Annotated in this window: 14 protein-coding genes and 1 pseudogene; 10 read left to right on the top strand and 5 right to left on the bottom strand. The window is 69.2% G+C overall.

Annotation, left to right across the window (positions count from 1 at the left end; translation table 11 throughout):
* Positions 1–295 (top strand): transposase (locus ACIRVF_RS39365; RefSeq protein WP_402829232.1); only part of this gene is annotated, 295 nt, incomplete at its 5' end.
* A 705-nt stretch (positions 296–1,000) separates the two neighbouring features.
* The gene (locus tag ACIRVF_RS39360) at positions 1,001–1,327 is read left to right on the top strand and encodes a hypothetical protein (RefSeq protein ID WP_402829230.1); all 327 of its coding nucleotides are present in this window, start codon (positions 1,001–1,003) and stop codon (positions 1,325–1,327) included.
* Positions 1,328–1,344: 17 nt separating this feature from the next.
* Here ACIRVF_RS39360 and ACIRVF_RS39355 read toward each other — a convergent pair.
* Positions 1,345–2,111: pseudogene (locus ACIRVF_RS39355) on the bottom strand (transposase).
* Between the two features lie 398 nt (positions 2,112–2,509).
* Here ACIRVF_RS39355 and ACIRVF_RS39350 point away from each other — a divergent pair.
* Positions 2,510–2,710, top strand: coding sequence for a hypothetical protein (locus tag ACIRVF_RS39350; protein ID WP_402829228.1), 201 nt, complete (start codon positions 2,510–2,512; stop codon positions 2,708–2,710).
* A gap of 59 nt (positions 2,711–2,769) precedes the next feature.
* Here ACIRVF_RS39350 and ACIRVF_RS39345 read toward each other — a convergent pair whose 3' ends face one another.
* The 3 genes from ACIRVF_RS39345 to ACIRVF_RS39335 all read right to left on the bottom strand — a co-directional run bounded on the left by ACIRVF_RS39345 (position 2,770) and on the right by ACIRVF_RS39335 (position 4,775).
* Entirely contained in the window at positions 2,770–3,924 is a 1,155-nt protein-coding gene (locus ACIRVF_RS39345) for a hypothetical protein (RefSeq protein WP_402829226.1), read from the bottom strand.
* Positions 3,925–3,935: 11 nt separating this feature from the next.
* A complete protein-coding gene (locus ACIRVF_RS39340) occupies positions 3,936–4,289 on the bottom strand; it encodes a hypothetical protein (RefSeq protein WP_402829224.1) in 354 nt (117 codons plus the stop codon).
* Between the two features lie 183 nt (positions 4,290–4,472).
* Positions 4,473–4,775, bottom strand: coding sequence for a hypothetical protein (locus tag ACIRVF_RS39335; protein ID WP_402829222.1), 303 nt, complete (start codon positions 4,773–4,775; stop codon positions 4,473–4,475).
* Positions 4,776–4,972: 197 nt separating this feature from the next.
* On the opposite strand from ACIRVF_RS39335, the gene ACIRVF_RS39330 reads away from it, so the two are divergent.
* The 7 genes from ACIRVF_RS39330 (at position 4,973) to ACIRVF_RS39300 (ending at position 11,566) form a co-directional block, all read left to right on the top strand.
* Positions 4,973–5,416 carry a hypothetical protein gene (locus ACIRVF_RS39330; protein ID WP_402829221.1) on the top strand — a complete coding sequence of 148 codons (444 nt, stop codon included), beginning with the start codon at positions 4,973–4,975 and terminating at the stop codon, positions 5,414–5,416.
* The gene (locus tag ACIRVF_RS39325; protein ID WP_402829220.1) at positions 5,413–5,916 is read left to right on the top strand and encodes a hypothetical protein; all 504 of its coding nucleotides are present in this window, start codon (positions 5,413–5,415) and stop codon (positions 5,914–5,916) included. Before ACIRVF_RS39330 ends, ACIRVF_RS39325 begins: the two co-directional genes overlap by 4 nt.
* Positions 5,917–6,030: 114 nt before the next feature.
* Positions 6,031–7,236: a helix-turn-helix domain-containing protein gene (locus ACIRVF_RS39320; RefSeq protein ID WP_402829218.1), complete on the top strand. Its 1,206-nt coding sequence runs from the start codon at positions 6,031–6,033 to the stop codon at positions 7,234–7,236.
* A gap of 336 nt (positions 7,237–7,572) precedes the next feature.
* Complete coding sequence (locus ACIRVF_RS39315) at positions 7,573–8,487, top strand: ATP-binding protein (RefSeq protein WP_402829217.1); 915 nt, start codon at positions 7,573–7,575, stop codon at positions 8,485–8,487.
* 167 nt (positions 8,488–8,654) lie between these two features.
* Positions 8,655–9,014, top strand: coding sequence for a hypothetical protein (locus ACIRVF_RS39310; RefSeq protein WP_402829215.1), 360 nt, complete (start codon positions 8,655–8,657; stop codon positions 9,012–9,014).
* A gap of 184 nt (positions 9,015–9,198) precedes the next feature.
* Positions 9,199–9,504, top strand: coding sequence for a hypothetical protein (locus ACIRVF_RS39305; RefSeq protein WP_402829213.1), 306 nt, complete (start codon positions 9,199–9,201; stop codon positions 9,502–9,504).
* A gap of 550 nt (positions 9,505–10,054) precedes the next feature.
* Positions 10,055–11,566, top strand: coding sequence for a hypothetical protein (locus ACIRVF_RS39300; protein WP_402829211.1), 1,512 nt, complete (start codon positions 10,055–10,057; stop codon positions 11,564–11,566).
* Between the two features lie 153 nt (positions 11,567–11,719).
* Here the strand turns inward: ACIRVF_RS39300 and ACIRVF_RS39295 are convergent, their stop codons facing one another.
* Positions 11,720–12,763: a Ku protein gene (locus ACIRVF_RS39295; RefSeq protein WP_402829209.1), complete on the bottom strand. Its 1,044-nt coding sequence runs from the start codon at positions 12,761–12,763 to the stop codon at positions 11,720–11,722.
* Positions 12,764–12,900 lie beyond the last annotated feature (137 nt).

Below are 12,900 nucleotides of genomic sequence, written 5' to 3'. Positions count from 1 at the left end.
GCGTAAGGAGATCCATGTGGTGCTGGACAACGGCTCATCCCACACCGCCAAGCACACCAAGGCATGGTTCGCCGCCCACCCGCGCTGGCACGTGCACTGGACACCGCCACACGCCTCCTGGCTCAACCAAGTCGAGCTGTTCTTCTCCGCCCTGCCCCGCCGCGTCCTCCGCCACGGAGACTTCGCCAGCCGCGACGACCTGATCGACAAGATGGACACCTACGTCATCGGGCACAACCGGACCGCCAAGCCCTACCGCTGGACCTACGACGGCACCCCGCTCAAGACAGCATGATCAACGCCCCTCCACGAACTTCCGCGGAGCAGCACTAGCCGCGCCCCCTCCGACCGTGACGCCGGTCCCCACAACGGGCCGGTCTCAGGCGACGTATGCGGCGCCGGTATCCGACCAGGCGAGGACCGAGACGTCAACCACCTAGCACCGACCCCCCGCACGGCAAAGCGAGGGGAGGCTGTGTCGGCGGCGGCCCGACGCGCTTGTCGGGGCAGGATGGAAGGATCCGTGTATGCCTGACACTGACGCCGGGCCGCCGTACGACCCCGCGTGCGGCACCGACCCGGTATCTGCGACGGGTGCGGGATGGTCAGCCACAGGGAGGTGACCATGCACTACTCGGGCCGTGGCCGCGCTCGCCCGCGCTCTCTGCGCCTGCTGCTGCCAGGCCCTGCTGGCACCGCCCAGCCGCTTGCCCGGCCGTCGAGCAGACCGTGGTGGATGCCGCCACGGCGTGGCGCAGCGCGCCGCCGAGAGGAGCTCTCACGGCACCGTTGACAGCGGCGGCGCCCTGGCCCTGAACCCCCGAGCAGGCCGGGGCACCGCATCAAACGATGACGGCTCCGACGAGCAGACGCTCACCGGGGCCGGCCTCGGATCTTCTCGGGACCAGAGCAAGCCTAGAGGCTGTCCCGTATTGAGATCTTGGGCTGTGAGCCGCCGTGGGGCTGGACATGCGGTGAGTGCCGGGGGACGCTGTCGATCATGGGGTCCGATGAGGTGTTGTCCGAGGAAGAGCTGTCCGCGATCGAGCGGCGCGTTGCTGCCGCAACCCCGGGGCCGTGGGTCGGCTGGATGGAGAGTCGGCACGGGATCGGCGGCACGAGCTTCATCCAGCTCCAGGCCGATGCGGACGAGGACGACGAGATCTACCTGACTCGCGCCATCGGCGGTCGCGAGGTCGTCGGGGCGGACGCCCGGACCGATGCGGACATCGAGTTCATCGCCGGCGCACGGCAGGACGTCCCACGTTTGGTGGACGAGATCAGGCGACTGCGTGCAGCCCTGGAGCGGGCGCATCCGGCGAGCTGACAAGCACGCCGGATGTCTCAGCCGGTCATGGCGAGGTTGTGCAGCTGTGCCACGCCGAGCATCGCGTGATGGACTCCGGTTCCGCGCAGGCGGCAGTCGCGCAGGACCTTCCAGTTCTTCATCCGCGAGAAGACGTGCTCGACGCGGGCCCGTGCCCTGCGGTGGACGGCGTTGTCGGCTTCCTGCTGAGGGCTGAGGTGTTCCTGTCCGCGACGGCGCCGGTGCGGGATCAGGGCGCCGGTTTCCTGGTAGCCGCCGTCCGCCAGGACCGGCGCGTCCCGGCAGACACGGTCGACACCGGACTCGGCGAAGGCCCGGCAGTCGTTGCGGTTGCCGGGCAGTGGCAGGCCGACGGCGACGACGAGTCGGCTGTTGGCGTCGATCACCACTTGCTGGTTGGTGGAGTATCGGTAGTTCTTGCTGGAGGCCGCGATCGTTCGGTCGCGGGTGGGTCCAGGGTGCCGTCCACGATCAGTACGGTGTCCTGCCGCCGCCGGCGGGCGGGCGAGATCGCCAGCAGTGGTGCGAGGTGGTCCAGTACCCGGTCCGCTGCTGACTTGGAGATCCCGAACAGTGTCGCGACCTGCCGCAATGTCAGGTTGGTCCGCCAGTACGTGGCCACCAGCAGGACCCGGTCCTCCAGGCAGAGCCGCCATGGTCGGCCACGCTGAATGTCACCGCCACGACGGCGCACCAGCGCGACCAGCTTGCGGAACTGCGGCTCGCTCAGCCCCGAGAACGGCTCGATCCACACCGGATCACTCACCGAGATCACCCCACCCATGCCGTGACCAACGCTGAGGCAGGCCATCGGTTACGGACAGCCTTTAGTGGCAGAAGCGGGATGGGAAACCGCCAATCCCTGGCGCGGCAAACGGAACTCTGATGGACGCTCGAAAGCTTTCGGAAATTGCACCGGTGTCAGTTCTTTGAACGATCTGACACCGGTGTCAGTTCTTTCAATGACCTAAATGTATACCCCGCGACCTGCGCTTATGGCATGTACTGTTCAAGCTCGCCAGCGTACCAACTCCGGGGCTGCAGAGGCGATTTGACCTATCGTCTGAGAAGGGACAAGGATGCCTTTCCAGGCACCGAAAAAAGGCGGGCCACCTGTAGCAGAGGTGGCCCGCCGATGGTGCCTTGCCCGCTCATCCAGCGAAGAAAGGACACTCGTCCATCATGGCACAGCTTCCCCCGCCCTCCGGCCTGCCCTCCTTCGGCGACCGGCCCATCACCGTGCGGGACGTTGTCGTCGTCCTCCACGGTGGCCTGGTGGTGCTGACCGGCGCCGTCCTGGAGCCGCGGTACCCGGGCGCCAGCGCGATCGCCACCGGAACCACCGGCCCGGTGCTGTTCTGGGCGGTGCGCCGCAAGCGGTAGCCGCCGCCGTCCCCCGGCCGGGCAGCGTTGCCCGGCCGGGGGACGGCAAAGGCCTGCGGCTACCGGTCGTCGGCGGCGCGGAACGGCGCCACGACCAGGGCATCCAGCGCGGCCTGGGTCCGGCCCCGGTCGTCCTTGCCGGCCCGGCGCAGCCCGGCCTTGGCGTACTTCTCCACCATGCTGGTCGACTTCCAGTCCTCGGTGATGACGAGGATCTCCGCCGGGCTGTAGCCCTGGGCGGCGAGGTCGGCCGGCACCCCGGCCCGCAGGCCGTGGCTGGTTGCGTGCGGCGCGTCGAAGCCCGGGGTGCGCGCGACGATCCGCCGGAACGCCCGGTTCACGGATGCGCCGGTCATGCCGAGCCCGGAGGCCGCGACGGGCATCAGCTCGCCCCACTGCGTGACGCCGCGCAGCAGCGGCATCTCCGGGTCGGCCTGGCCGAGTTCGGCCAGCATCGCGATGTAGGTGCGCACCACGGAGATCGCCAGCGGGTCCCGCACGGTGTACTCCCGGCCGGTGGACCAGTGGTCGTTCTTCGACGTGCGCTTGCCCACGACCATCTGCTCGGCGCCGTCCTCCAGGCGCTCGAAGGCGATCGAGTCGATCCGGTACGCCGCCTGCTCGCTGCGCCGGGCCCGGGTGCGGTAGCCGAGGTGCAGGATCGTCAGGTCCCGCCACCGGGCGAGCGGGACGCCGGCGGTCGCGCCCTGCTGCAGCTGCGCGACCCGGGCTGCGTCGACCGGCGGGCTCGACCTCGGCGTGCGCCGGGCGCGGGCGTGCTCGGCGGCCTGCTCGCGGATCAGCTCGGAGGCCGCCTTCTTCGGCGGCCAGTTCTCATACCCTGCCCGGGCGTTAGCGTCCCGGATCGCGGCCATAGCCAGGCGCAGCGAGCTGACCGGCGCCCCCATCTTGTCCCGGCCGCCGTGGCGGCGCAGGTGCGAGAGGTAGGACACCATGGTCGCCTCGCTGGTCCGCGGGCCCGGGCGTCGCCCGTTGGCCGCGCACCAGCGGGCGAAGTACAGCCACTGCTCGGCGTACGTTTGGGAGGTGCGTGCCGGCCTGGCGTCCGCGAGATCCTCCGCCGCGTCGTCGGTCAGCACGTCGTCCGGATCGTCCGGGCCGACGTCGGGCAGCGCGAACTGCACGAGCACCTGGCCGTCATCCTGGACCAGCTCGGCGTCCACCACCTCCTCGGCCAGCACCGGCAGATTCACGAGGACACCTCTCAGCGGGCGGCCGCGCGGACGGCGCCGTTCACGAAGTCGGTGAAGTCCCGGTCGGCGACGTCCGGGTAGTCGGAATGGGTGCGCCACTGTCGGGCCGCAGCCACCAGGGTGCCCCAGCCGGTGCCGGCCAGCCCGACGCTGACGGTCTCGCGGGTGTCCGTGGCGCCCTGCTGCAGGTGGACCAGGTCGGTGACGCCGCCCGCGGCGGCGCGCAGGGCGGCGTCGAGCGCGCGGGCGAGGTCGAGCGAGGGGTGGTCCTCACCCAGGGCGTCGGCCAGCGCCCTGGACTGCTCCACCAGGCGGGCGGCGGCGAAGTCGCGCACGGCGTCGAGGTCGGCGAGCGTGATGTACACGGGCATCCCTTCGGTGCGGGCCGCCGGCCCGGACCGGGTGCGGCGGACGGGATCAGCGTAGGCGTCGGTGCTGACGGTCCGTGCCGGCCAGCCTATCTGTACCAGGGTCTGTGTTGCGTCCCCTAAATCTAATTAGAGGACGCAACACACAGGGCAGTACAAAGCCCCGACGCCGTGCGTGGGTCAGCCCTCCGGCAGGAGGGGGCACCCGTCGGTGCTCACCGACCACCGCGGGTCGTAGTCCCGGTGGTCGCCCCAGGGTGCGGCCAGTCCCAGCAGCACGTCCCACAGCACCCGGGCGTGATTCTCCGCCTCCTCGCCGGCCAGGTGGTGCAACGTGCCTTCCGCGCTGTCGGCGGCTGCGCGCAGCGCGGCCGCGATCCGCTCGGAGCTGTCGTCACCGAAACGGGCTTCGTACTCCGCTGCGCGGGCGCGGATGAAGGCGGCCAGCGCACCCGACTTCCGAGGGACACAGGTAAGCGGCATTCTGGCGGGCGTTCGCGGCGGTCATGCCGGGAGCGTACAGCGACGCTCCCAACTGCGTCGCGCCACCGCGCTGTTACCCGCCCGATCGAACGCCAGAGCAGGGTGCTGGCGACCGTGGCCGTGGTGGCGATTTCGGCGCCTCACCTGGTTTAGTGGCGTCTATGCACGTCTTTTGTCCTCATGGCGCTGATCGTGCCATGGTGTTTGCCATGAGGATCACGATCACGATCGAAGACCCGACCCCCGAGGCGCTCGAACAGCTGCTTGCGCTGGCCGCACTCCCGGAGGCCACCATCTCCGCGGTGCCAGCCGACAGGTGGACACCTGAGCGGGCGTTCGACTACTACGAACTCCTTCCTCCAAGGGCGAAGCAGATCCTGCGAGCCGTCGTGGAGAGCGACGGCCGCTGCGACGCCGACGTGGTGAAGGAGGACGGGAAGAACCTGCGGGGTACGACCGGCGCGTTCCGCCGGGTACTCAACGACGGTGTGCGCGCGAGACGATGGCCGGCCGCACTGCCCGTCCCGGTGGAGTCGGTCATCGTCGGGGGCCAGCTCCTGTTCTTCGACTTGATCAGGCAGGAGCCGGATCCGCTGCTCGCCTTCCGTGAGGCGTTGAAGAGCGACGGCAGGCCCCGATGACGCTCACCCAGAGCCCCGCCGCCGCCGACGCAGCCGACCTTCTGCTGTTCGACCTGGACCACGACCCGGGGCCGGCCGAGCAGGCCTTCGCCGACGACCTGGCCGACGAGTACGGGCCGGAGACGTTCCTCTGGATCAGCGTCCGCCAGCCCGACGGCGGCGCCCACGTCCACTACCGCTGGACCGACGGCGGCCGCGAACTCGGCGACCGCATCGACCACCAGGCCATCGCCGCCGGCCTCAACACAGCCGACTGGTCCGACATCACCAGCCGCCACCTCATCGAACGCCGGGTGGGTGCCACCCTCATCCACGCCCATCCGCTGCGGCCGATCCTCGCCGATGTCACAGCTGGCCTTCGGGCGCCGGCGGAGGTTCAGGCGACGTTCCGCCGGATGATCCAGCTCGGCGCTGAGCACAGCGGGCAGTACGCCCTCGCTGCCGACCCGGTCGTGCCCCGCTGGATGGGCGTCGGCCCGCGGCTGCTGTCCCGGGCGTGACCAGCGCAGCAGTCAGTCCATGATCACAAATAGTGGTTCCAGAACTACATAGCGCTGAAAGGGGGTACCGTCCCGTGCACACGGGTCTAAGGCGCGCACGGGACGGGGTACATCATGGCACCACCCAACAGCATCAGCATCGGACAACGCATCAAGGCCTGGGAGGATGTGCGCGGATTCAGCCACCTTCAGCTCGCTCGCCTCGCGGGCGTCTCCTACAGCCTGCTCACCAAGGTCGTCTCGGGCGCGAAGCCGGCCACGCCCGAGTTCATCAACGCCATCGCCCGAGCACTGGGCATCGGAGCCGAGGACCTGAACCCGGCGGCGACGTACAGTGACGGCATGCCAGCCGATCCACTCGCCTCGCTCATGGGGCCGATTCGCACTGCGCTCGACCTGTTCGACCTACCTCCGCGCGAGGGGGTGCGGCCGCGGTCGATCGGCGCACTGCGGGCGGCGGTCAAACAGGTCAACGTGCTCGCCCAGGCGGCCGACTACAGGCCGATGTGTCAGATCCTGCCGGGCCTGATCGCCGAACTCCACTGCGCGGCTAATGAGTTCACGGGAGAGCAGCAGAAGCAGGCGTGGGGTCTTCTGGCCGAGGCCTCCCGGTGCGGGCACTCGGTCGGCATCGCCATCGGGATGTCTGACCTGTCAGCGATGGCGCTGTCCCGCATGGACTGGGCCGCGCAACGCGCTGGCGACCGCGCGCCGGGGCTGCGCGCCGCCCGATCCTACCTGCGCGTCACCGCCTATCTCCGCACCGGGGACCTGGAGGCCTGCAGGAGGCTCCAGGACGCCGGCCGCGCCCACCTGGACGGAACAGATGCCGGTACGCCCGGAGCGCTCGTTGCCCGTGGGCAGCTCCACCTCGGCTCCGCCGTCGTCGCGGCGCGCGCCCACGACGTCGACCTGATGCACCACCACCTCAACGAGGCGGAGCGGATCGCCGATGTGACGGGCGAGACCAGCGACTTCTCACTCCACTTCGGTCCGACCAACGTGCGCGTCCACCGCGTCATGACCCTCGTGGAGTCCGGCCAGCATCATCAGGCCGTCACCGCAGGACGGACGGTGCACTTCCCCGCGGGCTGGGCCCCGACGCGGATCGGCCACCACCACATCGACCTCGCGCGCGCGAACCTCTGGCTGGCCCGGCCTGAGGCTGCGCTGAACCACCTGGACGCCGCCTACGAAGTCGCCCCGCAGCAGGCCTCACGACACCCGCTGGTGAAGGAGACCGTCACGGGGCTGGCGCGCGCCGGTGTCGCACGGAACAAGGCCCGACTGTCAACCTGGATCACCCGATCGGGAGTGTGACGATCTTTCACCTTCCGTGAAATCCAGGGGGTTTCACCGACGGCAATCTAGAGGAGGAAGCCCGGGGTAGGTGCACGCACCTACCCCGGGCCGGGCATCCGACCGGGAACTCTCCCGGGAGTCCGACTCCCACAACCTCACGCCGCCGACCGCTCAGGGAACCCCCCATGGCTGACGCTGCACGACCGCACGGACCCGTTCCGGCCCACCGGAACACCCCCGCCTCCCTTCTGCGCCGATGGCGACTTGCTACGGCCGCCGCCGGATGGGCTGACTTCTGCCCCGGCGACCTTCCGCGAACGGACCCTGGCGGTCCGGGCTGTGACGGAGCCGGTGATGAGCACTGCTGACCTCCGGTTCTCAGCGCGCCTTGCGCAGGTCGGTGCTGTCCGCCGCTGGGTGAAGGAGGCGCTTCGTGAGCTCGGCCTCCACCTGGACGATCCGCTGGTGGGGGACGTGCAGCTGGTGGTGTCCGAGCTCGGGGCCAACGCGGTAGTTCACGGCTGCGGTGGTGAGCGGTCGGACGTGGAGTTGACCGCCTCCCTGCAGTACATACGCAGCGGGGTGCTGCGGATGTCGGTGACCGACCCGGGCCTCGGCAAGCCCAAACCGCGCCGGGCCGAGCAGGACGCCCCCAGCGGCCGTGGCCTCCAGCCAGAAGGCGTAGTTACGCAGATACGTCTCAAGCCCGTCGTCGATGTAGGCCGCGAATTCCAAGTGGCCCCGGGCCGCGTCGTGATAATGCCCTTGGAACTTGACGGACCCGTTGCTCCCCCAGTCAGGGTGTGTAGCGGCACCCCAGTCCGCCGCGATGGCCAGAGCCCACCCGCGGACCCGACTCCGGTCGCGCCACCACTCACGAACGGTGGCAGGGGTCCAGTGCTCGTCACCGTCCCAGCCGTATCCGCTGTACAGCTCCAGGCAGGCAGCCGAGACCACTGCCTCGGTCTCCGCTTCGTCCATGGGCTGCCGATAGACGAACTCCGTCCCGAAGCCGCCACCGAAATCGTCGTCGTAGGCGATGTGATGCGGCGCGTCCAGCCGGCCGGTCGCCATGGAGTCGGTCGCCGCACCGTAAAACGGGCCGGGAACGTTGCGCCAGTTCCGTTCCGCCCAGACGCCTGCGAAGACTTCCCTATCCGCAGCGGCGACGAGCCGCCGTGCCACGGGCAGCGGGTCCCAGTAACCGTGCAAGACAACCCCTCCTCGGGCGAGAACACCAGACGAGATCATTCTCAGCCCAGCCAGTAAGTCTTCGGCCCCAGGGGCGAGATCCTGCCGCTGGGGCATAAGGAGCCAAGGCTCAGCGAACTCGCCGAGCCTGGACTCGTCGAGGACCTGCAGGGGCGGGTACAGGTCGAGTCGAGCAGCGCACAATCTGGTGGCCGAGCGTGTCGGCGACGTGATCCACTGACGTCATGAGTCTGTCGGTCGATGTGTTCGTTACCAGGGAAGACGGCGCCGTCCTCTATCTGGATGTACCTCCGGGCTGCTCTGATCTGGCGGGGCATGAGAGCACTCGCGTCGGTCTGTGGGGATCTGAGGCAGCCCGGTCTCTCGGTGCACGGTTTCTTCCGCAGCTCGCAACGTCAGACCTCCGGGTCACTCCCGATCAGATCCAGGACTTCCTGGACGAGTGCGCGACACTCGGCAGCAACATCTCTCTTCTCGCGTCGAGCACGGGCCAGGCCGAGGACTACATAGCTGCCCGCCTGGACAACATCATCAGCGCGGCAAACCGAGCTGCTCAGGTCGGAGGCGGGGTCGTCATCTGGTAGCTCCTTCCGAAGGTGTGCCGCCATGTGCCTCACGTACCTCATGGGCATATTTCGTGCTGACCAGCGGGGATGGTTGACAGCACTAGAGAACGTGGGCGGACGTGAAGAACTACTACAAGTTGACGATCACAAAGCCGGAGAAGGCCGCGCTCAGCCAGATGCTCGACACCTGCCCGGCGGGCTCATGACCTCCCCGGGCCAGTCCGCCGCCGGTGCCGAGCCGTTCGTCACCACCGGCGTCGCCGCGGGGCCGGGCGGCGTCATGACCGTCGAGGTCGGCGTCGTCACCGGCGACCTCACCCTGCGCACGACCTGGGACGGCGCCCAGGCCCTGCTGGACGTGCAGTACGACGGCGCCGACGAGTGGTACACCGTCGAGGGATCCCCGGTACCCGCCCCTAGTGCGGCAGCGGCAGAAGCCGCCCACCATGCCATCGTCGAGGCCGTCCGCCGTGGCGGCGCGGCCACCGCAGCGGACCTCGGCGGCTGAAGCACTGCATCGCCGGCCGTAAGGCAGGAATTCGCCGCCAGAGCGGCACATCGCAAGCCGGTCAGCCCTGGAAGGCCCGGGCAGTCGCCGGAGGACCTCGTCGGTGTTGTGGACGCAGTCAGCGGCGCACTGCCCGTCGGTGAGGCGAAAGTGCCGTTCGGCGCAACCGGGTTGGGGGCAGGCTCTGCCGCGAGAAATACCCGGTAGCGCCTTCCATCCGAGTGGGACAACGTGGGCTGCCAAGCCGTTCTGCCGGGCAGGAAGTCCGGGTTGCACATTCCCACCCCTGTCGCGCGCTGTAGTCGGTAGGGTACGGAGCATGATGACGGGCGGACGGTGGGCGAATGCCACCACCGGCACCTGCGCTCCCTGGCGCGAGCACCACCATGGTCGGCCCCTTTTGCCGAGACGCGGACCCGCTCCTCTCAGGACGACGCCACCGCGACGAACCGGCACGCCGCTCATCTCCGCGGGCGGCCCACGCCACGGCCATCCGCCCTCGACCAGCACCACCCGACCGCCCCGAATCCGGACTGACAGGAAGAGTTGCATGGGAGTCAGCAGCACATACCTCAGCAAGGCGGAAGTCCAGGACCTGCTCGGCGTGAGCTCGTTCGGGATGTGGCGGCTGCCCCGGCAGCACGGCGACTTTCCCGCCCCGGTAGAGAACCCCTATCGCAGCGGACCGCTCAGCCCGCAAGACGAAGAGCCGGTCTGGGACGGCACCACCCTGTACGAGTGGGCCGCCGCCACCCCGGCTTTCCAGCACCGCGGAGCCCTCCTCGACCGGCCCCTGCCCGGCCAGCGCCAGCCCGGCCGCCACCTCGGCTATCGGAACACTCCGTGCGGACCCGCGACCGACTGGGCCACAGCCATCGGCGTCATCCGCATGCTCCACACCACCAAGGAGAAGACCGCCTCGGCAATGGCCACCGCCCTCGCCGACGCAGGAAACCGGGAGATCGTCACCGTCTGCGCCCTCTACGGCGACCTCGGCCACACCGGGCCCGCCCTGGTCGCCGCCGACACGGCCCAGCCCCGCATCGAGTACGAAGCCCGATGGGGCCAGGTAGCCGAACTCACGGGGCACTCCCTTCCGTGGTGGCCCAGTCAGCTGCGCCGACCCGAAGTCATCAGGTTGTGGGCACCCGGGGCTCCCGCTGTCGTTGCGGACGTCCCCACCGATGATCGAGAGCGCACCCTACGCCGCGCGGCTGAAAACCCAGCCTTCAGTAAGACAGCCCGTACCGCCCTGACCGCGATGGCCGACGCGATCCGCAACGGACGGGTCGAGAACGTCGCCTCGGAGATCAAGATCTTCAGTGATCACAGTGACCGGCTGCAAACCAAGTTGGTCATCGCGGCGCGGCACGACAACACGGCTCACCCCATCGACGTCGAGGACGACGAGGAGGTCCTGGAGGCGGGCTGGAGGGAGATCGTCGCCAGCACCCAACCGGATGCGGTCGCGGCCGCCAATCTCGCACTGGGCTACCGGCCCAAGCTACTGCCCTACGGCCATTTCACCGATGTCCGGGCCCGGGCCGGGAACGCCGCCGACCAGTGGGCCCGAAGGCTCACGATCTGTGATCCGACCGCCGGCCACGCCACCCTGGCAGAAGGCGCCGACGTGGATGCCTTCTTCATTGACCCCCTCACCGACATGCCAGTCGTGCGCACCAAGAGCGACGGTGACAAGAGCGCCAAGTGGCTCTTCTACGCGCCCCTGTCCCTGCCCGCCGGCCGAGGCGAACTGGCCTCCGTCGTCCTTGACGACACCGTGTGGATCACCACCACGGATGGACAGATCCACCCCGCACCCTGCACGTCCGGCGAGCACCTGTGGTGGGGCGACGGCTGGGGCGACCGACCCACAGAAGCCGCCCACGTCATCAATCAGCTCCTCGACGACCTGGCGGCCCCCATCGGCCTCGACGGTCACTGGAGCAAGGCCCCAGCCGGACTCACCAGGCTCCTCAACAAGGACCACGGGCACGGCACCAACCTCACCCGCGCCACACTGCTTCACGCCCGCATGACTCCTCCCGACCCCCACCACTGACCAGAAGACGGCCGCACCCCTCCCCTGACGGAAGGCTGGTTGCGCTCGACACCGATGGGGGGGTAGCGGAGATCGCCGCGGGCGGCCCGCCCGCGGCTACCGCACGGCGCTCCGGATGGTCAGGATGCCTTGCGTCGTGGCCGGCCCGCGTGTTCAACGGCTCGCTGGAGTTCGTCGCGGCTCATGGTGGAGCGGTGCGGGATGTCGAGGTCGGCGGCGTGCTGATAGAGCTCGGCCTTGGTGAGCTGGGACAGCTGCTGTTTGCCGGTGGCGCTGGCGCGCTTGCTGGTCTTCGCCGCCGGGCGGGCTTTGGTGGCGGTGCTCTTCTTGTCGCCGGTTGGCTTGGGAGCGGCTGGCGCGGGCGGTCTGCGCCCGGTCGGCGCGCGCCTTCCCGCTCTCGTGGGTCGGCTCGCCTTTGCGGGCGGTTTCGAGGCTGCGGCGCAGGGCGTCCATGAGGTCGATGACGTTGGTGGCCTCGGGGGCGGGCCCGGCGGAGACGGCGATCTCGCGGCCGGCGAGCTTGTCCTGGACGAGCTTCTTGACCTGTTCCTCGTAGGTGTCGTGCCACTCGTCAGGCTTCCACTCGATCGCGAGCATGCCGATGAGCTGCTCGGCGGTCTTGACCTCCTGCGGGGACAGCTTGACCTTCTCCGGCAGGTCACCGACCTCCGAGTGGGGGTCGCGGACCTCGTCGGCGAAATGCATCGTGTGCAGTTCCAGGAGCCCGCCTTCGGACCTCACCGCGGTCAGGTACTCCTTGCCACGCATCGCGAACATCGCGAGCCCGGCCTTGCCCGCATGTTCCAGGGCTTCGACCAGCAAGGCGTAGACCTTCTGGTACTCCTTGCCGCGAGGACCGAGGTAGTAGGTCTTGTCGAAGAAGATGGGGTCGACGTCGGCGAGGTCGACGAACCCGGCGATGTCGATGGTGCGTGAGCGCCCGGGGGAGATCTGTTCCAGCTCGTCGGGCTCGACAACGACGTACTCGCCCTCGGTGACCTCATAGCCCTTGACGATGTCCGCGTAGTCGACTTCCTTGCCGGTGCGTTCGTTGACCCGCTTGTTGCGGACCCGGTCGGAGGTGCCGCGCTGCAGCTGGTGGAAGTGGACGTCGTGGGACTGCGTCGCGGTGTGCAGGGCGACCGGCACGCTGACCAGGCCGAAGGTGAGCACTCCAGTCCACATGGGTCGAGCCATGATGGGCTCCCTTCGACCTGGCGCGCCCGCCAGCCGGTGCGAGGGCGGGTCATGGCCAGCGTCGCTTGCTACCCGGTCTCGTGCACGTCCTGTTGGGCCGACGGGCCGTCGTTCTGCTGGGCCCCGCTTGGAGGCGA

It is taken from the genome of Kitasatospora sp. NPDC101157, assembly GCF_044768255.1.
Taxonomy (GTDB): Bacteria; Actinomycetota; Actinomycetes; order Streptomycetales; family Streptomycetaceae; genus Kitasatospora.
This window is presented reverse-complemented; position numbering and strand designations above follow the sequence as displayed.

Bases quoted from the DNA above. Each gene is read 5' to 3' on its own strand.
- ACIRVF_RS39300 (WP_402829211.1), top strand. From the start codon at position 10,055: ATGGGAGTCAGCAGCACATACCTCAGCAAGGCGGAAGTCCAGGACCTG.
- ACIRVF_RS39305 (WP_402829213.1), top strand. From the start codon at position 9,199: ATGACCTCCCCGGGCCAGTCCGCCGCCGGTGCCGAGCCGTTCGTCACC.
- ACIRVF_RS39360 (WP_402829230.1), top strand. From the start codon at position 1,001: ATGGGGTCCGATGAGGTGTTGTCCGAGGAAGAGCTGTCCGCGATCGAG.
- ACIRVF_RS39295 (WP_402829209.1), bottom strand. From the start codon at position 12,763: ATGGCTCGACCCATGTGGACTGGAGTGCTCACCTTCGGCCTGGTCAGC.
- ACIRVF_RS39320 (WP_402829218.1), top strand. From the start codon at position 6,031: ATGGCACCACCCAACAGCATCAGCATCGGACAACGCATCAAGGCCTGG.
- ACIRVF_RS39315 (WP_402829217.1), top strand. From the start codon at position 7,573: ATGAGCACTGCTGACCTCCGGTTCTCAGCGCGCCTTGCGCAGGTCGGT.
- ACIRVF_RS39350 (WP_402829228.1), top strand. From the start codon at position 2,510: ATGGCACAGCTTCCCCCGCCCTCCGGCCTGCCCTCCTTCGGCGACCGG.
- ACIRVF_RS39310 (WP_402829215.1), top strand. From the start codon at position 8,655: ATGAGTCTGTCGGTCGATGTGTTCGTTACCAGGGAAGACGGCGCCGTC.
- ACIRVF_RS39335 (WP_402829222.1), bottom strand. From the start codon at position 4,775: ATGCCGCTTACCTGTGTCCCTCGGAAGTCGGGTGCGCTGGCCGCCTTC.
- ACIRVF_RS39325 (WP_402829220.1), top strand. From the start codon at position 5,413: ATGACGCTCACCCAGAGCCCCGCCGCCGCCGACGCAGCCGACCTTCTG.
- ACIRVF_RS39330 (WP_402829221.1), top strand. From the start codon at position 4,973: ATGGTGTTTGCCATGAGGATCACGATCACGATCGAAGACCCGACCCCC.